Source organism: Anaerococcus hydrogenalis, from assembly GCF_002871895.1.
Taxonomy (GTDB): Bacteria; Bacillota; Clostridia; order Tissierellales; family Peptoniphilaceae; genus Anaerococcus; species Anaerococcus hydrogenalis.
Genome location: NZ_PNHP01000004.1, coordinates 121,615 through 143,622 on the forward strand (window position 1 = coordinate 121,615; position 22,008 = coordinate 143,622).

Below are 22,008 nucleotides of genomic sequence, written 5' to 3' on the forward strand. Positions count from 1 at the left end.
AGCTAACTCCTTTTTTTCATCATCTTGCTATAAATTTTTTCTGCAAGGGGTATTGCTAAAAATACTGACATGTAAACCCCATCAAGTCCTGACAAAAGGTTACTTGCAGCTCCAAAAGCTGTTATTTCATTTGCCATATTTGGATATAATTCTACCAAAGATCCAACTGAGGCTGTCATCATTGATGCTGATCCAACTCCTGATGCCATAGCAAGAGAAAGTGGATGAAGTGGAGTTGATGTTGCAAGAAGAGATGCAATTATTCCCATAAAAATTGTTCCAAAAACTGTTCCAACTATATAAACTCCCAAAACTCCTTCGCCTTCTGGGCTATCAAGTCCATATTTTTCTGCAATCAAGGCTACGTTTGGCTCTCTAGAAATTGAGTGAGCACCACCAATAACTTCTCTTTTAAGTCCTAAGAAAATTCCCAAAGGAATTCCAATAAAAACTGTTCCTAAATTTCCAAATTCTTGTAAAATTAAGGCTGGTGATGATTTTATAACTGTATCAATTGTTGGTCCAATAGTTGTCCCGTATTTTGCCATCAAAAGCATTAAAGTTACAGAAATTAACCTACCTGCTTCCTTCATTTCTTTTTCACCTGAAATTTTTAAAAATTTTGGTGTTGTAAAAATTCCAATTATTAAGGCAAATAACATCGGAAGCAAAACTATAGTTCCTATCCCAATATCAAAAGTATGTTTTCCAATAAGCTCTGAAACTAAAACTACTCCCAAAGCTATAATATGAAGTTTATATTTTTTCATTTTGAACCTTCTTTCAAATATCTATAAGCTACTTCTGCCATAAGGCCTGATCCAATATAAAATGCACTCTCATCTACGTCAAATTTTGAATTGTGGTGGGGATAAACTTTTCCATCCTTATTAGCCTTTAAATTATTCAAAGATAAGAATGTGCCCCTTGCTTCTTTTTCAAAAAAGGCAAAATCTTCTCCACCCATGGTAGGTTTTGAAATTTCTATTACCTTATCATCTCCCAAAATTTCTTGGGCTATATTTTTTACATAGGCTGTAAATTCTTTGTCGTTAATAACTGCTGGATAATATCTTTTATAATCAAGCTCAGCTTCACACCTAAAGGCCTTGGCAATACTTTCAGAAATTTCCTTCATTCTTTTTTCAACAAAATCTCTCACATCTTCATCAAGAGTCCTAACAGTTCCTTCTTCCCAAACCTCATCTGGAATAATATTTTGACAAGTTCCTCCATGAATTTGGCAAATAGAAATTAAGGCAGATTTTGTTGGATCAAGTTCTCTAGAAATTATTTTTTGTAAGGCAAGGTTAATTTCACTTATTGTAATAATTGGGTCAATAAAATTTTCAGGTCTTGCCCCATGTCCTCCGTGACCCTTAACTTTTAAGATAAAAGCATCCATAGAAGCCATCATGGCATCTTCTTTGTAACCAACAGTGCCTGTTGGAAGATGACCAAAAATTCCACCTTCGTGAAGGCCAATAACCCTATCAACTTTTGGATTTTCCATACAGCCCTCATCAATCATAGGTTTTGCCCCACCTGGAATTTCTTCTCCTGGTTGGAAAAATATTTTTACTAAACCATCAAGATTTTTTTCATTTTCTTTTAAAATTCTACAAGCTCCAAGAGCCATTGCCGTATGACCATCGTGGCCGCAAGCATGCATCTTTCCTTCATGAGTTGAACAAAAAGAAAGAGAAGTTTCTTCCTTAATAGGAAGGGCGTCCATGTCAGCTCTTATAGCTATACATTTTCCCTTGTAATCACCAATTTCTGCAACTATGGCATTTCCATTAACAAGTTTTTTGTAGGAAATATCTAATTTTTTTAATTCATTTTCTACATAAGCTACTGTTTTTGGAAGAGATAATTGTAATTCTGGAATTTTATGTAATTGTCTTCTGTCATTAATAATTACATCTTCAATTTCTTTAGCTCTTTTTAAACAATTCATTTTATCACCACCTTAAAGTATTATATTAATATTTTATAATATTATAAGTTTAAAAGCAAAAATATTATTTTCCTTGTTTTTTATTTATAATATAGATAAAATAAGGATAAGAATATGAAAAAAAGGAGAGCTTATGAAAAAGAAATTAACACTTATTTTTGCCATGAGTCTACTGCTTTCATCTTGTGGTGGATCAATGGTAAAGGTTAACCAAGGTGAGATTGCCAAAAATAAAGCTGAATTAGAAGCAAAAAATCAAAAAAGAGAAATAGAAGGCTTAGAAGAAGATAAGCCTGATGAAAAAAAATCCAAAAAAGATAAAAATAAGAAAAAAATAAAATTAGAAGAAGACAATAAAAAAGATAAAAAAACCAAAAAAGATAAAAAAGAGAAGGATTCTGACAAAAAACTTGTAAAAAACAATAATAAAAATAAAAAAGACTCTGAACCTACTAGAAACAATAATACAAATACCAAAAGAAACAATGATACCAACAATAACAAGGGAGTAAATAATAATAGCCCTAGAGAAAATAAAGAAGAAGAAAATAATAGCCAAAACCAAAATACTCAAAATAAATCCTATGTATCATTTAAAAATCCTGACACATCAAATAATTCCGGAAATTATCCTGAAGTGTTAAGGGATTTGAACGGAAAAAAATTCGTCTTCTCATCAGGAGCTGGTGGCTGGCAAACAGTTTTGAATTTTTCACAAGATGGTAATTTTACAGCCAAATTTGAAGATTATGACTTGGATTCTGTAGCTATTTGTGAATTTAATGGAAAATTATCTATAGATTCAAAGGTAAATGAAACCGCCTATATTTTAAGGCTTGATAGGGCTGAAATAACTACTCCTATAAATACCCAAGAGGTTAAAAATATTGGAGGAAAAGATATGACAGTAAGGTATGTCGACCTTCCTTATGGATTTGCAGTAAATAATGACACTGACCACTCCTTCCAAGGAATGTTCTCCCTCTATCTTCCACTAAGAAAAAGATCCGATATGAGCGCTGAAGTAAATCACTGGCTTGATATAACAGGAGAAAAAAACGTAGAAAAAGACATAAGCAGGATTTATTTGCTTGTAAATAACAAAACTATAGATACTTTTAGAGAAAAAGTTGAATAATGAAGGCTTATTACAAAAAAGAAAATTTAATCTTTGAAATAGGCTATGATAGAAAAATAAAGTCCATAAAAATTGTAGAAAAAGAAAAAATAGGGGCAAAATCTCCCCTATCCGACCTAGCCTTTAAAGAAATCTCCAAATTTCTTGATGGAAAATTAGAAAAATTTTCCTTTGAAATTGAGCCTCAAGGCACAAATTTTCAGAAAAAAGTATGGAAGGAAATAGAAAAAATCCCCTACGGGAAAACTTTAACCTACAAGGAAATTGGTGAGAAATTAAATTCAAAAGCCTACCAAGCTATAGGCACAGCTTGTGGCAAAAATCCAATTTTATTCAGGATCCCCTGCCACAGGGTCCTCGGGAAAAATAATCTGGGAGGATTTTTCTATGGACTTGATTTGAAGAAAAATTTATTAAAAATGGAAAAATCTTGCAAAAGTTAATTTTTGCAAGATTTTTATTTTTTGAGCAAGAAAGTAATTCTTGCTCTTTTTAATTGAATTTTAAAATATATATCAAATTTATTAAGATTTATATTCTATCAATAAATAAAAAAATGTATCAACCCATACTTTGATAATTATTGGGTTGATACACAAAATTATTTACAGACCCTTATTTATAGATTTTTAAAAATCTAGTAATGATTTATATTTTTCTATTAAACCTTCTAGTTTTGGTTGAGATGGTCTTGTTTTTAATAACTCATCGTTTGTTTCTTCTATTGCTTTTGCAACTTCTCTTCTCTTATCTCCATCTCTTACTGCTTTTTTGGCTTTTGCTCTCCATTCTTTTGCCTCTTTTATTATATAATTTGGAGCTTTGAATTCTTTAGAGTTTATTGCCTTTGCAACAGCTTGATCAAGTTCATCGCTTGCTTGATATATTTCTTTTACAGTTGTTTGTGGTTTTAATCTTATATTTGTAATTCTTGCAATTTCTCTATCTAATTCTTTGATTACATCTGTTGATTTGTTTTTCAAATCATTAAATTTCATGAATCTTGCTTTGTTTAGTTTTACATCAAGATCTGATCTTACATAAAGATTTGCTGTATCTTCTAAAGTTATATCTGGATATGATAATAATTTTTGTTTTAGTGCTTCAAATTCTTCCATATAAACTTTCATATCTTCTCTTGTGTGGAAAGGACTTGATGCTATTACTAAACCTCTAAATACATACTCAGCTATTTCAGTATGAGCTGCATCAACTTTGTATCTTAATTCAGTTGTTGCAAATCTAATGGCAACTCCTAGTCTTCCCAAAAGCATAATTCTGTCTGGTATAGAATCAAGATCATAAATATTTGCAAATCCAATTGCTCCTACTGACATTTTGTCTATATTTTCTTCAATTTCTAAAGATTTCTCATTGTAGTCAGCTTTCATTTCTTCTTGTATTTCTTTGTTTGTTTGAATATTTAAAACATCATCTCTCATTCCTGAAAGTTGCTTTTTAAATTCTTGAGCATCAGAAATTTCAAGTTTTGGAGCTTCTGATTTTTGATTTTCTTCTGTATTTTCTTCGCCTTGATTAGTATTTTCTACTTCTTCATTAGAATTTTCATTTGAATTTACTTCTAAATTTTGATCTACTTTTTCTTCATTTTGATAATTTTCAGATACTTCTAGACCTTCCTTAGCATAAGCTATTGAAGGAGCAACTGTAGTAAAAATCATTACTGATGCTATTGCCGCAGTTAAAATTTTTTTCATTTTTTTCTCCTTATTTATAAAACTCACTCAAATCTATATTATTATCGCCACTTGAATCTAATTGTGGTAAGTTTTCTAAAACTTCACCCGGTCCTACGATTTGTAGATTAAAAGCTTTTTTGACTCCGCTATCTTTTGAAACAGCTATAATATTTACATTTCCTGTTTTTAATGGAATTATTTCATCTCCACTTACTCTTGCTATATATGAATTTGATGAATATAGGATATAATCTTTATTCTTAACTTCTTCAGGTCTAATTACTGGTCTGATTTTTGTTTTTTTATCAATTTGGATATATCCCTTGTCGCCTTCCATAAATTCTATATTTGAAGCCCTAACTTTTGGTCCTGTAATTTTTTCTACTGCTTTATTCAATTTTTCAACTTGCTCATCAAGTTCACCACAAGTTACAGTTATTCTCCAAAGCATAGCTGAAGTTTGTCTTATTGGTTCTTCCAAATATTTTATTGAAAAACCTTTAAATCTTCTATTTTCATTCATTACTCTTCTAGCATCTGCAAGTTGTCTTGAAACTGAAGCTTTTTTATAAATTGTAGCTATATCTTGAGGTTGTAAGTCTGGATATTGTAACAATTCTTGTTCTAAAGCATCCCATTGGTTGATATAGTCCATAATTTGAGATGAGCTTGCGAATGGATTTAAAGTATATAAAATTCCTGTTGTAACATATTCTGCAAGTTTAGTATGGGCAGCTACAACCTTATTTGATAGCTCTGTTGTTCCAAATCTTATTGCTCTTCCAATTCTTATTAAAAGTTGAATTCTTGTAGGAATTGTTTGAACATCTAGAATTTGACTACCTCCGACTGCACCTTCTGGTCTTGATTGATTTTGTTCGATTTTATCAATTTGATCATTTAACTCTACAACAGCTTGGTTATATTTATCCAACATCTCCTTTTCATCATCATTGTAAGGTGTGATATCTTGTACAGCTTTTTGAGCCCTTGTAAGATCTTCTCTTAGACCAGAAATTTCTAGCTTGCTTACCTCGCCTGACTTATCTTCAATTTTATTTTCATCATTGATTTCAAGTTCATCAGTTGACTTATCTGAATTTTCATCTGATGATATTTCTAGATCAGAAGAATTTCTATCTTCTTCATTAGATTCTGAAAATTCTAGTTCATTTGAATCACTTTCTTGATCATTTATTATATCAGCTTTTGATGTAAAAGAATTAAATGAAATCATCATAAGTGATAAAGACAAGATAAGAATCTTTTTTTTCATAAATACCTCCTTAATTTTTTTATTTTAACAACTTCATTTATATAAAATTAAATTGTTAACCTATTCAAAAGAGAATTCAGTTTCAAAACTGTCATCTCCAAATTTGATTTGACAATTGTAGTCATTTCTCCAAACTCCAAAATCAAATCCTGTAAAAGTTTCTTTACTATTACCTTCTTTAAACTCTATATCTTTTTCTAAGGTTCTATCTCCTGAGCTTATAACTAATTTAGCAGGACCTGTATAAGGGCCAGATTCATCTTCAGCTTGCATATTTATATTAAATACCCCAGCTTTTCTTTCAGAAGTTTCAAAATTTGTTAGTTCAACTTTTGAAACTGATCTTTCTTTATCTGTTTGAACATCTTCTTCAATCTTTGAAAAATCAAATTCACAAGTTGAAACTTGATCTTTCACCTTAAGCTCTGCATTGTATTTGTTTCTCCAAACTCCAAAATCAAATCCTGTGTATTTTGATTCTGCCTTTCCATTATTAAAATATATTTTTCTTTCTATAACACGATCGTCACTTACAAGTTTTAAGGTTGCTCCACCGTTATAAGGCTTAGAATTATATTCTGCTTTCATTTGTATAGAAAATATACCAGCTTTTCTATCTGTATTTTTCATCTCAATAATGTTAAGACCTGTCGGATCAGTTTTTTCTAATACTTCTACACTTACACTTGTTTTTAAATTATTGTGAGTTACTATAGTAATTTTTGTAGAACCTTTTGATAAAGCACATAAATTTCCATTTTCATCTACATCGGCAATTGATGGATTATCAGAAATATAAGTTAATTTTTTTTCTGCTTCTTTTGGATAGAGAGAAACTTCTTCTTCCAAATTAAGTACATCTTCTTCATGTAAGGTTATTTTATCCAAACTCACATTTATATCTCTTGGAATTTTTGGATCAGTCTTTATTGTATCTTCTCCAGGTCTATTTCCATCAGATGGTTTTTCTTCATTTTTGTCCGTATCCTTTTTATCTGTGTCATTTTTTTCATTTTCTGGAGGAATATAATCATTTTCACCAATTACAGTAACCTCCGCTCTTCCTTGGACTCTTAATCCAACTGGAACTACTTGAAGATTAAATACTTTTGAAACTTTTCCGGATTCACTTTTTGCTACTATATTTACATTTCCATATTCTCTTGGATATAAAATTCCTTTTTCCTTATCAACTACACATATATTTGGTTTTGATGATTTAAAGCTTACTTTTTCACTTGAGTTTTCAGGTTTTATTAAAGTTGTAAGCTGACCTTTTTTAGATACATCAATATAGCCTAAATTTCCTTCTGCAAATGATATTTCTTTAATTTTTATAGATGAATTATCATTTGGTTTTTGATCATCTTTTTTATCTTTATCATCTGTTGGGTTTGTATTATTGCCACCAGAAAAATTAAAATCTTTTTTATCTATTGTTGTAGTTATAGCTTTTATGCAAGCATTAGCATTTGGCAAGGCCTTATTTAAATCAGACCAAGATTTTCCATCTGATGAAACAAAAGATTGATTATTTTCACTTGATGCCTTTGAAGAAAAATCTTTTATTCTTGCTTCAACAGGCATTGGATACCTGTAACCTTGATCTGAAGAATCCATATAAGCCACCAATGCAAAATTTTTACCTTTTTTGAGATTTATACGATTAACATCTACTGTATAATAACCAGGTTCATTTAAAACTCCAGAAGCTATTTCTTTTTTATCAGTATCAAGTTGTGAAGTTTTATTTATGTCTTCTACCAAATAAATTTTATACTTAGTCTCTGCACTTACATTATAAAGGCCAACTTCCTTTAAAGTCTCATCCCTTTTAGCAGTAAAAATATTTGCCATATAACCCTTGCCAGCATAACCAACACTTCTTGTAGCTCCTAGTGGATCATATTGGTAAATAAAAGCAGAATTATCTTTCTTTTTTGGTATAAATACAGCATTTCCAGTTCCAGCATAATTATCATAGTAAGATACATAATAATATCCATTATCCATATATCCGCTGCCCCAAGAATTTTTACAAATCCAAGCTCCATTTCCTGGAGCAGTTTTTGTGAAAGCATTTTTTGAAAAATCATCATCCCAACCAACAATAGTTACAGCGTGATCTGCTTTTCCACTTCCGGGATTGTAATAGGATTTATATTTTGTAGATTCATAATATTTAGAAGAATTTATAACTGTATAAACTCCTCCATATTCCATAATAGCTTTTTTTATATCCCTTGTATCAGTTCCGTTCATTTTATCTCTGATATATAAAACTTTTTCAATATCAAGGCTTCTTTCAAGTCCATCAGGAGAGTTAAAATTATTATCTTCATAAGGGTCATCTTCCTCATTTATAGGACCATCTCCCCTAGCAAAATATGCAGTAGCTATATCCCTATTTCCACCATCTTCATTTCCCCAGTCAAATCCATGCTTATTTCTTAAATGTTTTTCAGAAAAATCATAATTTCCATAAGGTTTTAAAAAAGATTCCATAGAACCATAAGCCGCAAAGGCCCAACAAGAACCATTACTTCCTTGACGTCTTACAGGAGAAACCCTGTTTAACTTACGTAAGTCAAATTTTCTAGGAATTGCAGCTCTTTCAGAAGTCCTATCCTCACTTTCATTTATTTGAAGAGGCGATGCCTTTTGTCCAGACTTATAATCTTTATTTATCGGAGAAAGATCTAAACTGTTTTTTTCTTTTAAAGCATCATTAATTAATTTTCCGCTTATACCTATCTCATTATTATCAGCTTTATTATTATCAGCAAAACTTGTACTTGGAAGAAGTAAAATCATTGATAAAATTAAGCTTAACGTTTTCTTCATCATAAGATTTCCTTTCATTTTATTTTATATTAAATATTTCTATAAAAAAAATAAGTTTTCTTATTTAAAGAATACCATAAATTTCTCTGTAAGAAAATAAGAAAATATACAATATATTTGTTTTTTTATCTCAATATATATAAAAATATGTAAAATTTTATCAATATTAATTTAACTTTGTAAATGAATAATAAAATATTAACATCTGTGTTAAAATAAAAATATAAAATTTATGATTTAAAATATGAAAATTGTTTTCTTAATTTTAAATTAATGAAAGGATAAGGATATGAAGAAAAAAATATCGGTTTTAACCTTAATTTTATTTATCTTAACTTCTCCAATCTCAAATGCTCAAACTGATCTTAAAGAGAATGTAAGTTTTGATAAAGATGTTAATGTCAATTCAAAAGAAGCTAATAAAGAAGAAAAGCAAATTGAATTTCAAGAGATAAATCCCGATTTTTATGATTTTGAAAAAAGTGTAAATAAACAGAAATCAGGGAAAAATAGTGAAAAATCTTACAATGGATTTAGACCAGAACCTTATAAAATTTTTTATGGAAATGAAAAAGAAAATAAAAAAAATAGACAAATGGCACAAAATTTTCCTTCAAGTTATGATTTAAGAGATTATAGAAAACTTACCCCGATTAGAAATCAAGGTCCAAATGGTTCTTGTTGGGCTTTTGCTTCCTATGGTTCTCTAGAGTCAACTTTAATGCCAAAATATCATGATTTTTCTGAAAAACACATGAGAAATACTCACGGGTATGATTGGGACCCAACTCAAGGTGGAAATAGAGCTGTATCAACTGCTTATCTTGCAAGATGGTCTGGGCCTATTAATGAAAGTGATGATCCTTATGCTCCTTTTGAATTTTATTCAAATCCTAATCTTATAAGATCAATGGATTTAAAAGCCGTGTGGTATCTTCCTGATAAAACATCATTTGATTCTAATATGAATCTTATAAAGGAAACTTTAATGAAATATGGAGCAGTTCAAACTGGAATGAATGCAAATGATTATTTTGTAAACAAAAGAACTTGGGCTCATTATTCTAATGTTCCTAGATATGATAATCACGCTGTAACTATAGTTGGATGGGATGATAATTATTCTAGATATAATTTCAATCAAACGCCTCCTACAGATGGTGCTTGGCTTATCAAAAACTCTTGGGGTGAGTATCTAGGAATAAATGGATATTATTGGATATCATATCACGATTATAATGTAGCTAGCTCAAACGCTATATATTTTGCTAAAAATAAGGGTAGAAATACCAATATTTATCAATATGACTGGTTAGGAATGACTTCATCGTTTGGTTATGGTGGAAGTGGATTTATGGCTAATGTTTTTGGTCCTGCAAATTATGATCAATATGTAAATTCAGTTGGATTTTTTACACCAGCCGGTGAAACTAACTATGATATATATTTAGTTGATAATTTCATAAATACTGGGTCATTTTCCAATATGAAAAAATTAAAATCTGGAAAAGTTAATTTTGCTGGCTACCATACTATCGATTTTAGTTCACAAAAAATAAATGCAAACAATAAATTTTCTCTTGTAGTTGAACTATCATCTCCTTATACATCTACTCCTCTTGGTGTTGAAGAACCTATATGGGGATATTCATCAAGGGCAAAAGCGGGATATGGACAATCTTATGTATCAAGTAACGGTTACAACTGGTCTGATTTAAATTCAATTAGATTTGGGACAAACGCTTGTGTTAAAGCTTTTACATCTAGGAAAGCTTCATCAATATTAATAAATGACAATAGTCCAATAGATGATAAAAAAGATGAAGAAAAATATTCTTACAAAATAAAAGAAGATAAAAAAGACCTACTTCAAGGTCAAACTCTAGAGTTGAAATTTGATGGTCCTGAAAATGTAAAATGGAAATCATCAGATGAAAAAATAGCCTATGTTGATAAAAATGGAAAAGTATATGCAAGAAAACAAGGAAATGTTGAGATAAGGGCAGAGGTAGATTCTAAGTCAGATACTGCCAACATAAATATCTCAGAAAATAAAAAAGCAAGATTTGAAATTAATACAGATAAATTTGATAACAAATTAAATGATTTAGTTGTATTTAAGATAAGAGCTTTCGACTATAATAATAGATTATTGACGGGACAAAATCTAGGAATAAAAGTTAAAACTCCTAACGGAAAGGAGTTTAAATTAAATAAACAGACGGATTCAAATGGGTATGTTCCAGTTTATATTTATACAGACCAAATAGGAGAAGAAGGTATATATACAATTGATTTAATGGGATATATATCTTCTTATATGGTTAAAAATGGATCTTACTTTAAAGTAAGCGAAAATCCTTCTTATGATAAAGAAAATGAAGATCCAGAAAAACCAAATCCTAAACCTGAACCTGAACCACTCCCTGCGCCTGAACCCGAGCCAATCCCTGAGCCTGATCCTGAGCCCAAACCTAAACCTGAACCAAGCCCTAAGCCAGAGCCTAAACCTGAACCAAATCCGGATAAAGAAGATGAGAAAGATAAAATTTTCAACATAAAAGTTGGAGATAGAATAAAAGTTTTAAGAAACAATAATTCAAATTCTATATTCAAAGTAGAAGATGAAAATTTAGCAAAAGTTATTGGCCAAAATATAATAGCATTAAAACCTGGAAAAACAAAAATTTTAACAATAAATGATGAAGAAGAAAAAGCTTCAATACTAAATATAGAAGAAAAGAAAGAAAATGAAAACAGGATAATAAAACTTGATGAAGAAATTTCGGATAAAGAAAACGAAGTAATATTTTCCTATAATCTTATAAATTATAGGGGTAGAATTTGTAAAAACAACACAGTATCTTGTAACATTCAAAATCTAGATAATAAAACCATCTACAATAAAGTTTTGAAAACTGACAACGATGGCCTTATAAAACTACCAGTAGATTTAAATTCCCTAGAAGATAATTTATATCAAATAGAATTAGTAAGTTATATTGATGGATATCTAGTAAAATATTATGATATCCTTGAAATAGAATAAAACTTATAAAAAAATATTAATTTAAAAGACTCTTGCAAAAATTTAAAATTTGCAAGAGTCTTTTGACTACTATGTTTTACATATTAGGCTCAATATAATTATATGAATCCCTAATATTTCCAGATATTTTTAGTTTTTCAAACATTTCTAGGACATTTCTAGAATCAATCAATTTTTTCTTTGAAGACTCAAAATCTTTATTTTCAAAAATTTCCCTAAAATAAGCAAATTCATAAAAATACAAATCTCTTTCTTTTTTTATATCAATAAATTCACTCTTGCCATCTTTATAAAGTTCTATTTTTTCTGCTTCTTGGATATTGCCATAAACTTTTATATAGCCTTCTTCACCTTGAACTATAATATAATTTTCACTTTTACTATCCTTGGCGTTAGTAAATGATACAGAAAAATCTCCATAAGAAATAATTCCAGATCCAGAAATATCAACACCATAATCATTTATATTTCCAAAATATGAAAATTCTTCTCCCATTCCAAAAAGCTCATAAATCAAATGTAGATTATAAATTCCAAGATCTGCCAAGGCTCCTGCTGAAAATTCGCTTTTAAAAATATTTTCAACAATTCCCTCCTTGTACTTATCAAATCTTGATGAATATTGAGAATAATTAATCATACAAGTGGAAATTTTCCCAATTTGGCCCAAAAGATTTTTCAATATTTCAAGGCTTGGCAAATATTTTATGGAAATCGCCTCAAACAAAAATAATTTTTTATCATCAGAAATTTTTATTAAATCATCAAGCTCTTTTGTATTTGTAAAAAATGGTTTTTCACAAACCACATTTTTATTTGCCAAAAGACACATTTTTGCCTGCTTATAATGCAAAGAATTTGGACTTGCTATATAAACAAGGTCAATTTTTGGATCTTCAAGCATTTTACAAAGATTATCAAATGATTTTCCCGCCCCAAATTTTTCTTTCAAATGATCTGCCTTTTCAATAGACCTAGAATAGACCCCATAATAATTGTATCCATCCATTTTTACTACAGTTTTTAAAATATTTTCAACTATAAAATTTGATCCTATTGTTGCAAAATTAATCATATAACCCCCTATTTTTTACCCTAATATAAAAAATAATTATAGAAATAAAATAACAAAAAATAAATAAATATATCAAAGAAAGTCTTTCAAAGACTAAAGTTATTAATAAATCAATAAAAAAAGATGGAAGAAATGATTTAATATAGCCTTTGCCTATATATTTATCTCCAATCATTGACTTTGGATGTTCTGTAAATATAGGCTTATTATAAAATAACAAAATTATATTCTCACTTGCCAATGTAGCAAGAATTAAAATCAAAATATCAAAAAAATCTTTAATATTTACAATTTTATATTTTAATAAAAAGCTAAGTAAAAAAACTAGAATAACTAGCATACTCACAAGAAAAATTGCAAATAAATTTTTACTTAAAATATATGATAGAATATTGTTTTTATTAAGCTTTTTCTTGTCTTCAAAATAAATTTCATCCGTAAGACAAGCCTCTCTAAAAATAAGAGAAGTCAAAAGTGAAATTGAAAAATAAAATAAAAATATTAATCCCTCTACCTCTATCAGTAATTTCACTAATAGATATGCCATGTAAGAAATTGTAAGAATAATAAATATTAATTTTTCATCAAAAAATCTTTTGAATGTGTCTTTAAAAAACATATATCCTCCCAATAAATTTCTACCCAAGTATTGGGTAAATAAATATTAGGAGGAATTATGAAATATTTTTTATTAATATGTTTAGTAGTATGGATTATCTTTATCAAATCCATACAAAAAAGGATAAGTATTAAGACCATGTTTTTACCAATATATTATTTTATTTGCCTTGGACTTTTTTTGATTTTATTTTTGATAATTTACAAATACTCCTTTACTTTTCTAGATTTTTCCATAATTTTCTTGATGAGCTTCGGATTTTTCTTATCCTTAAAAAGTCAAGGAGTTACAAAAAATTCTATTATTATTTTTGAAAAAATTCCTAATCTTCCAAAGTTTATAAAGTTTAAAGACATAAAAAATATAAAAACTATAGAAAATTCAAAATATCCAAAGTGTAGAATTTGGGCTTATGGAAATTTTTATGACATTTACTTCAAAAATTATGAATCTCTAGATACTTTCAAAAAAATTATATTTGAAAATGACAATAAATCCTGCTAATACACTAACTTTTCAATATTTTCCAAACAAAACTCTAAAATCTAATATTTAAAACTACAATTAGCCTTGTTTTAAAATTCAGCTTAAATTTTAAAATAAATTCAACTATGCAAAATATTTTTCACCTTTCAAGACAAAAACTTTTTTAAAAAAATCAATGTTTTAAGAAGTTTTTGTCTTTATTTTCAAAATCCCATTAAATTTTAAAATATTCTATTAAATAAGATATTTTTTAAAAATTTCTACAAACTCTAAATTTTTATATCTTAAATCTTATTAAATACCATATTTTTTCAAATTTTTCTAAGGAAAAGTTTATAATTTATCTTTAAAACTTTGCATCCTTATCTTATGAAACAAATATTTTACCACCTATTTTAATTTACTTATTTTTAACCTATGTTTTAAAATATATTTTTTTAAGTATCTTCTTGAAGGATAACATTTTCAAAAACTTTAGACGATAATGCAAATCATTCTTGACATTTGTTATTTTTATTGTTAATATTTAGTTGTCGATAGTTAATTAACTAAAAATACAAATTTATAAATTAAATGATAAGGAGAATAAAATGAAAAATAAAAAATCACTTAGTTTAGTTGCCCTTTTATCTTTGGGCCTTGTTATGACAGCTTGTGGGAAAGATCAAAATAATAATGAACCTTCTAGTACAAATGTTTCTCAAGAAATGAAAAAAGACGATGCTTCTAATAAGAGCAATGCTTCTTCAGATGATAAAAGCAATGCTACTTCAGATGATAATAAAGAAAAATCTAGTGAAGTAAGCCTTGCTGATTGGGAAGGTGAATGGAATGATATGGGCGGATATCTTGAAAAAGATGAAGTTCAAAATGCTTTTAAAACTTTAGCTGAAAAAGAAAAAGTTGATGAAAAAGAAGCTAAGGAAAATTATTTAAAGAAAAGAAAATGTGATTTTGGTGGTCTTGAAATAAAAGATAACAAAATCAAATTCTTAAAAGATTTCCCAGATAAAAAAGGTGAAGTTATAAGCGAAAGCGAATATAAATATGTTGAAAAACAAGAAGTAGAACACGGCGGCCATAAATTAGAATGGGATATTTTTGAAGCTGTAAATGATGATGCACCTTATAAATATATTCTTATGATGCCAATTCACGGAGAAGAAAGTCTAACACATTTCCACATGAGATATGGCGATGACAAGGATAAATTATTAAAAGAAGAAGGATGGTTCCCTACTTTTGTAAAACCAAACACAACTGATGCACAAATAATTGATGAAATTACTGAATAGATTATATGGGTTGAAATTTTTCAACCCTCTTTCTAAGGAGGAAGAATGAAAAAAAGATATATAAGTTTTTTTGTTTTCTTACTTTTTCTATTTAGCTCTTGTGCAAATAAGAATGAGCACTCTTCTGATAAACCTTTGGTTTATACTTCTTTTTATCCTGTTAACGAAATGACAAAAATGATTGGTGATGACACAATAGATGTTGAATCTTTTATGCCCCTTGATAAACAACCTCACCTTTGGGAGCCAAGTCCTAAAGATATGAAAAAATTAGCAAAGTGCGATCTTTTGGTTGTAAATGGTGCCAATATGGAACCTTGGCTTGATAAGGTTAAGGAAAATTTACCAAATCTTGATATTTTAAAATTATCTGACTCTGTTGACCTTATTACTTATAAGGGAGCAGCAGCTATCGGTGATTTTCAATACATGTCCAAGGTAAATTTAAAAAAGGGAAAAAATAAATTTGATTTTGGCCACACTCATGAAGATATGATGAGGGTTGCCTTTATAAAAGATGATGGTAGTCGTGGAGAAAATTTGGTGAAAAAATGTAAAGATATAATGAGCCAAAAAGGAGAGTTGATTCATCAAAAAGAAACTTTCGACCTTGAAGAAGGAAAGGTTTATGGACTTGAAATGGGACATGAGTCTGGAGAGGTTTTCTTTAATGTTCCAAAAGATGGAGACTATATTTTTATAAGCGACAGGATAAGTGAAGATCTTCTTCCATATAATTTGGTTGGAAGCGATGGTAAATTTTTAAAAGATGAAAAAAAGGAAGAGCCTTTGATGGAGGGTTCATCTTCTGGATTTGATAAAATAACTTATGATCCCCACTCATGGTTATCCATTACCAATGCAAAAAAATATTTAAATGCTATCAATGAAAAATTAACCGAGAAATATCCGAAAAATGAAAGAGTTTATAGGAAAAATAAATTAAAGTATGTTGATAAACTTACTGATATTGATGCAAAATATAAGGAAAAATTTTCAAAAATCGATAAAAATAATAGAAATTTCTTAGTAATTCATTATGCCTATGCTTATATTGCAAGAGATTTTGATTTGTTTCAATATCCATTACAAGGATTGACCAGTTTAGAAAATCCTAGCCTTAAAACTATAAAAAAAGCCATAGACTTTTCTGAAAGTAAAAATATTTCCACAGTTTTCTATGAATATGGACAAAATCCAAAGCAAGCTAAAGCCTTAGCCGAAGAAATCGGTGGAAAAGTATCCCCTCTTGCATCTATGGAATATGTGAATAAAGAGCAGGAAAAAAACAAACTTAATTATATTGATCTTATGGAAATGAATCTTGAAAATCTATACAAATCTATGAGCAAGGAGGAAAATAATGAAAGCAGTATCAATAAATAATTTGAATTTTTCTTATTCACAAACTCCAGTTTTAAAAGATTGTAATTTAAATGTTGATGTTGGTGAGTTTACAGTTATTCTTGGCGGAAATGGGTCAGGTAAGTCGACTTTAATAAAGCTTATGCTAGGAGAGTTAAAAAAGAATAGTGGAGAAATTAAAATTCTTGGAAAAAATATTGAAGATTATGTTTCTTTCAAAGACATTGGTTATGTTCCACAAATAAATATAGTAAATAAAATTGCCTTTCCTATAACTTGCCTTGAGCTAGTTTCATTAAATCTTTACGAAGAATTTGGTTTTATTAAAATTCCCAAGAAAAATCATTACCAAAAAGCAAAAGATATATTAAAAAAAATGGGCATGGGATCTTATATCAACACTCCTGTAAATGAATTGTCGGGAGGTCTTGCTCAAAGAGCAATGATTTCAAAAGCTATGATAAATGATCCAAAAATTTTGATTCTTGATGAACCAACAGCGGGAGTTGACAAGTATTCTAAGGACCATTTTTTTGAAACAATAGATTTTCTTTCAAAGAAATTTAATGTAACTATAATTATGGTTACTCATGAATTAAAAGAAATGGAATCTTTGAGTATTGAGTTTACAAAATATGAAATGATAGAAGGGAGTTTGAAAAAATGCTAGAATTTGCTTTTATGAGAAAGGCACTTATTTTGGGATTTTTACTTTCTATTATGATACCTATAATAGGAATTGTAATGGTAAATAGAAAAACTTCCATGATAGGTGATGCCCTATCTCATACAGCTCTTGCTGGAGTTGGGATGGGCCTAATATTAGGTTTTGATCCACTTTTGGGATCTTCAATCGTTTGTGTTGTCGCTGCTTTTTTGATAGAACTTATAAGAAAAAAACTTCCCCAATATGGTGATATGGCAACAGCTGTTATTATGAGTACAGGTCTTGGAATTGCAGCTATTCTTTCAGATTTTGCTCCCGGGGGAAATTCTTTTGAATCTTACCTTTTCGGATCAATTTCATCAGTTACAGATAGAGATATAGTAAACACAAGTATTGCCTTTATTTTGGTTTTAATATTATCAATTTCAAGATACTCATCTCTTTTAGCTATAGCAATAGATCCAAATACAGCTAGGCTTGCTGGAGTAAAAGTAAAAAGCTTAGACGCATCCTTTACTCTCCTTGCAGCCATAACTATAGCCTTGTCTGTAAAAATAATTGGAGCCTTAATGGTTACAAGCTTAATAGTTTTACCAGTAGCAACAGCCTTAATTATTGCTAAGAGTTATAAACAAACATTTTTTATAACAATTACACTCGGCGTAGTCTATATGATGCTTGGTATTATTCTAAGCTATCAATTCGATATAAAGCCGGGTGGAGCAATTGTTGTAAATGCAATAATAGGAATGTTATTCTTTGTTTTATATAAAAAGTTAAGAAAAAATAAAGTATAAAAGTTGGGCTTTACAAAATATAATATTTTGTAAGGCCCATTTTAAATTTAAAAAATTCACACAGCTTAGTTTTGCTTTCATAAATTTGATAAATTAATATCTTTAATTATAGATTAAAATATATAGTATTGATTAATAAGTAGTGTTTTGATAAAATTATAATAAATTATGAAGAAAATTTGTTTATGAAAGGAAATAATATGAAAAAAACACTTACAAAAATTTTATTTGCTGTTTTGGGACTGTGCATTCTTGGAGCAATCGCTTTTTTTGCTTTTGGTCAAAAGGGTGGAAAAAGTATTTTAAAAAAGTCTGATGGAAAAATTGATACTTCAAAAGCTGATATTAAGGTTGAAATTAGTGGTTTTGATGGTTATGGTAAGGCAAAACTTTCTAAAGAAGAAGTTGAAAATTTGGATGTAGAATCTTTTAATGATGATTATTCAACAGAAAATATCCTAGATAGTATTGATATAGACCTTAAGGCCAACAAATTAGAAAATCTTTCTAATGGTGATGAGATTGAAATTACTATTAATTTCAAAAATACTTCTGATCTTGATATTGATATTACAAATAAAAAAGTTGTCAAAAAAATTAAGGTTAAGGGACTTGAAAAAATTATAAATTCTTTGGATGATTTGGACGATGATACCCTTGACAGGATGAATAAGGATGCTAAAGAGAAACTTGGAAAAGACTTTTATGATCAAAACAAGGGCTCTGATGATGAAAAGTATTATACAGGCGATAAGATGAATTATGAATTTAACCAACTTGCTACCCTAGAAAAACCTCTAACTGAAAAAGAAATTATTGAAAAAAGCAAATTTGATAATCAAAAATCTTTTGCTATAGCCATGGTTTATGAAATTAAATTCCAAGAAGTTAAAGATTATGATTGGGATGATGATACTGACAAAAAAGTAATTACCAAAAAAGAAGATAAGGCAAAATACGCTGTATTTACTTTTGAAAATATCCAAAAAAATAATGGTGGAATTATTTATTCTACAAACAGACCTTACCTAGTTGATAGCGAGGAAAAGGCTCTAAACCAAATAAAATACGATGGTTATGAATTAATCGATAATGATAAAAATAAAAAAAACTGACCTAAGTAATCAGTCAAACAATGAAAAAGAAGAAAATAATAAGAAAGACGATAATAAGTAAGGAAAAATTATGGTTAAAAAATTTCTTATCCTAGCACTTTTTTTGCCAATTCTTGTATCTTGCAAGGACAATAAAAGAATTATAGAAAGTAATTCTAGTGAAATACTTTCAAAAGAGAATAAAAAATCTGACAATAATATTTCAAAAGAAGATTCAGACAAGGAAGAATCAAACCTTCCTGAGAAAAATTCTCAAGAAAAAAAGGAAGAAATTGATCCTATCTTTGATATTTTAAATGGAAAAAGATTTGTATATAAACATGTTCACGACAGATTTTATCAAAGTTTACAATTTGGGAAAAATGGATTTTTCAATTCAAAATACACCTTTACTCAAACTGATACAAGTGGTGAATTTACAGATTACCAAAGCATTTGCCAAATGCAAGGAAGTTTTATTGTTGAAAATAAAATGGATGATAAAACATATACTTTAAGACTTATAAATCCAAGCATTACTTCTGAGACAGGAAAAAGTGAAATTGTTTCTGATGGTTCTTATAAGCACAATATAGAATATAAGGACCTAAAAGGAGGCCTTGCTATTGATGATAGTCAAGATATTTTCCAAGACCTCTACACTCTCTACCTTCCAGGAAAAAATGTGGATGAAATTAAAGATGAGGTAAAACAAAACTTAGCATTGATTTATATAAATTTTGAAGGAGAAAATACTTATTATTTGCTAGTAAATAATAAGACTAATGCTGTATTTATTGAAGGAATTGAATAATTTAAAAAAAAGTGTCTTAAAATAATTTTTCATTTTAAGACACTTTTACTATAAGTTTTATATTAAATTTATAAACTAATCAATAATATCTTCAAGAATTTTTCCGCTTAATTTTTTGGGATTCCAAGCAATTAAAGCAAGATTTTTATTGGTGTGTTCGTCTAAATAATTAATCCACTTAACTTCTTCATTTGCTTTTGATTTTAAGATTTTGTTACTTGTATTTGAAGCATACAATGAGGAATTTATAAGCCACCATTTATTAAATATCCCTGCTCTTTTTAAATCTTCTTCGAGTCTTAAAGCTTCATAAACTGGAGTTGGTTCTGCAAGAGTCACAATAATAACTTCTGTTTCCTTTTCATTTTTAAGTCTTGGCAAAAGTTTTTTCGTTGCTTCTGGAATATCACCATTAGAACGCATTATTTCTTTATTATAACTTTGGGTTGATTCTAATAATAAAAGAGTATGTCCAGTTGGAGCTGTATCAATTACAACTATCTCCTCCTCACTTTTTTCTACAACCTCTGCAAAAGCTCTAAAAACTGCTATTTCTTGTGTACATGGTGATCTTAAATCTTCTTCTATATAAGATAGGTCATCATCTGACATAGTTTCTTTTGCCTTTTGTAAAACTTCTTTCCTATATTTTTCAAGTTCTAATTTTTCATCAATATGACTTATTGATAAATTTTCATTTTCCTTTATTGTATATTTTAAATGATCTGCTGGGTCAGTTGTTGTGAGGTGAACTTTTTTTCCTTTTTTAGAAAGTCCGAGGGCAATGGCAGCAGCCACAGTTGTCTTTCCTACTCCACCCTTTCCCATTGTGAATATAACTTTCTTATCGTTTTTATACAAATCATCTATAATATCTTTTAGTTTTTTATCAATTTTAATGTCATCTTCCAAATTATTTTCTGTATAAAAATCTTGATCAAACAAGGCCCTAAGATTTGAAATTCCTGTTATATTATATCCTCTTAAAGCTATAAGATATTTTTGTAATTTTTTTAAATTTTCTGGCATTTTTTCTAGGGATTCTTTTTGTTTTTCATAATATGCCTTGGATATTTTATCATCATGTATAGTTAATAGGCCATTTAATAATAATATTTGATTTTTAATGCCAATATCTTTTAATTCCTTTGAAGCCCTACCTGCTTCTTTTAAGGGACCATCTTCTGGTCTTGTTACAAGGATTAAACTTGTCTTATCATTATCAGATAAAGTTTCTACAGCCTTTTTATACATTCCTTTTTGACTTTCAAGGCCTGACAATTGACCTAGGCAAGATGTTCCTTGAGTATTTTCTTCAATAAAATTATCCCAAGCTTGTGGAAGTTGTAACATTCTTAAAGTGTGACCTGTTGGAGCTGTATCAAAAACAATATAATCGTATTGTTCTTTTGTTTCTTTATCAGTAATGTATTTTGCAAATTCATTAAAAGCTGCAATTTCTACAGTACATGATCCAGATAATTCTTCTTCCATTTTATTTATTACACTATCTGGGAGTTTTCCAATATAAGGAGATACTACGCTTTTCTTATATTCATCTGCTGCCTTAATTGGATCTAAATTTGCAACAAATAAGCCTTCTACTTCTTCAATTTTTGTAATCTTGTTATTTAATTTTTCTACAAAAATATCTTGAAGATTTGATGCTGGGTCTGTACTTACTAATAAAACCTTAGATCCCTTATCACATAAATTGACAGCTGTAGCACAAGCAGTTGATGTTTTTCCAACTCCTCCCTTGCCAGTAAAAAATATATATTTTCCTAATTTTATTTTGTCGGGACTAAATTTTTCCATAAAACACCTTT

Annotated in this window: 18 protein-coding genes; 10 read left to right on the forward strand and 8 right to left on the reverse strand. The window is 28.8% G+C overall.

Annotated features, from left to right (window positions below):
* Positions 1-2 precede the first annotated feature (2 nt).
* Both CJ192_RS06850 and CJ192_RS06855 read right to left on the reverse strand, forming a co-directional pair.
* Positions 3-770, reverse strand: coding sequence for a DUF3100 domain-containing protein (locus CJ192_RS06850; RefSeq protein WP_102198266.1), 768 nt, complete (start codon positions 768-770; stop codon positions 3-5).
* Positions 767-1,960: a M20 metallopeptidase family protein gene (locus CJ192_RS06855; RefSeq protein WP_102198267.1), complete on the reverse strand. Its 1,194-nt coding sequence runs from the start codon at positions 1,958-1,960 to the stop codon at positions 767-769. The genes CJ192_RS06850 and CJ192_RS06855 overlap by 4 nt, the downstream gene beginning before the upstream one ends.
* A 133-nt stretch (positions 1,961-2,093) precedes the next feature.
* Here CJ192_RS06855 and CJ192_RS06860 point away from each other — a divergent pair, with 133 nt between their 5' ends.
* Together CJ192_RS06860 and CJ192_RS06865 are read left to right on the forward strand one after the other, a co-directional pair.
* Positions 2,094-3,098 (forward strand): hypothetical protein, encoded by a 1,005-nt coding sequence (locus CJ192_RS06860; protein ID WP_102198268.1) that lies wholly within the window; start codon positions 2,094-2,096, stop codon positions 3,096-3,098.
* Positions 3,098-3,541, forward strand: a complete 444-nt coding sequence (locus CJ192_RS06865; protein WP_102198269.1) for a methylated-DNA--[protein]-cysteine S-methyltransferase — start codon at positions 3,098-3,100, stop codon at positions 3,539-3,541. Before CJ192_RS06860 ends, CJ192_RS06865 begins: the two co-directional genes overlap by 1 nt.
* Before the next feature lie 186 nt (positions 3,542-3,727).
* Here the strand turns inward: CJ192_RS06865 and CJ192_RS06870 are convergent, their stop codons facing one another.
* Genes CJ192_RS06870 through CJ192_RS06880 form a run of 3 tightly spaced genes read right to left on the reverse strand, consistent with a single transcriptional unit; the run spans position 3,728 to position 8,921 of the window.
* Positions 3,728-4,816, reverse strand: a complete 1,089-nt coding sequence (locus CJ192_RS06870; protein ID WP_102198270.1) for a CAMP factor family pore-forming toxin — start codon at positions 4,814-4,816, stop codon at positions 3,728-3,730.
* A 10-nt stretch (positions 4,817-4,826) separates the two neighbouring features.
* Positions 4,827-6,074, reverse strand: a complete 1,248-nt coding sequence (locus tag CJ192_RS06875; RefSeq protein WP_102198271.1) for a CAMP factor family pore-forming toxin — start codon at positions 6,072-6,074, stop codon at positions 4,827-4,829.
* A 60-nt stretch (positions 6,075-6,134) separates the two neighbouring features.
* Positions 6,135-8,921 carry a lectin like domain-containing protein gene (locus tag CJ192_RS06880; RefSeq protein WP_180960895.1) on the reverse strand — a complete coding sequence of 929 codons (2,787 nt, stop codon included), beginning with the start codon at positions 8,919-8,921 and terminating at the stop codon, positions 6,135-6,137.
* A gap of 286 nt (positions 8,922-9,207) precedes the next feature.
* Here CJ192_RS06880 and CJ192_RS06885 point away from each other — a divergent pair, with 286 nt between their 5' ends.
* On the forward strand, positions 9,208-11,967 hold the full coding sequence (locus tag CJ192_RS06885; RefSeq protein ID WP_102198273.1) for a lectin like domain-containing protein: 2,760 nt from the start codon (positions 9,208-9,210) through the stop codon (positions 11,965-11,967).
* Positions 11,968-12,043: 76 nt separating this feature from the next.
* Here the strand turns inward: CJ192_RS06885 and CJ192_RS06890 are convergent, their stop codons facing one another.
* Positions 12,044-13,042: a Gfo/Idh/MocA family protein gene (locus tag CJ192_RS06890; protein WP_102198274.1), complete on the reverse strand. Its 999-nt coding sequence runs from the start codon at positions 13,040-13,042 to the stop codon at positions 12,044-12,046.
* Positions 13,035-13,661: a hypothetical protein gene (locus tag CJ192_RS06895; RefSeq protein ID WP_004816140.1), complete on the reverse strand. Its 627-nt coding sequence runs from the start codon at positions 13,659-13,661 to the stop codon at positions 13,035-13,037. The genes CJ192_RS06890 and CJ192_RS06895 overlap by 8 nt, the downstream gene beginning before the upstream one ends.
* Before the next feature lie 57 nt (positions 13,662-13,718).
* Here CJ192_RS06895 and CJ192_RS06900 point away from each other — a divergent pair, with 57 nt between their 5' ends.
* The 7 genes from CJ192_RS06900 (at position 13,719) to CJ192_RS06930 (ending at position 20,179) form a co-directional block, all read left to right on the forward strand.
* Complete coding sequence (locus CJ192_RS06900; RefSeq protein ID WP_004816033.1) at positions 13,719-14,165, forward strand: hypothetical protein; 447 nt, start codon at positions 13,719-13,721, stop codon at positions 14,163-14,165.
* Between the two features lie 572 nt (positions 14,166-14,737).
* Complete coding sequence (locus CJ192_RS06905; RefSeq protein ID WP_004816123.1) at positions 14,738-15,442, forward strand: ZinT/AdcA family metal-binding protein; 705 nt, start codon at positions 14,738-14,740, stop codon at positions 15,440-15,442.
* A 45-nt stretch (positions 15,443-15,487) separates the two neighbouring features.
* Complete coding sequence (locus CJ192_RS06910; protein WP_004816174.1) at positions 15,488-16,828, forward strand: metal ABC transporter solute-binding protein, Zn/Mn family; 1,341 nt, start codon at positions 15,488-15,490, stop codon at positions 16,826-16,828.
* Positions 16,806-17,477 (forward strand): metal ABC transporter ATP-binding protein, encoded by a 672-nt coding sequence (locus CJ192_RS06915; protein WP_102198275.1) that lies wholly within the window; start codon positions 16,806-16,808, stop codon positions 17,475-17,477. Before CJ192_RS06910 ends, CJ192_RS06915 begins: the two co-directional genes overlap by 23 nt.
* Complete coding sequence (locus CJ192_RS06920) at positions 17,471-18,271, forward strand: metal ABC transporter permease (protein WP_004816083.1); 801 nt, start codon at positions 17,471-17,473, stop codon at positions 18,269-18,271. The genes CJ192_RS06915 and CJ192_RS06920 overlap by 7 nt, the downstream gene beginning before the upstream one ends.
* Before the next feature lie 200 nt (positions 18,272-18,471).
* Entirely contained in the window at positions 18,472-19,386 is a 915-nt protein-coding gene (locus CJ192_RS06925; RefSeq protein ID WP_244897298.1) for a hypothetical protein, read from the forward strand.
* Positions 19,387-19,456: 70 nt separating this feature from the next.
* Positions 19,457-20,179, forward strand: a complete 723-nt coding sequence (locus tag CJ192_RS06930; RefSeq protein ID WP_004816135.1) for a hypothetical protein — start codon at positions 19,457-19,459, stop codon at positions 20,177-20,179.
* A 75-nt stretch (positions 20,180-20,254) separates the two neighbouring features.
* Here CJ192_RS06930 and arsA read toward each other — a convergent pair whose 3' ends face one another.
* Positions 20,255-21,997, reverse strand: a complete 1,743-nt coding sequence (gene arsA, locus CJ192_RS06935; RefSeq protein WP_004816068.1) for an arsenical pump-driving ATPase — start codon at positions 21,995-21,997, stop codon at positions 20,255-20,257.
* Between the last annotated feature and the right edge of the window lie 11 nt (positions 21,998-22,008).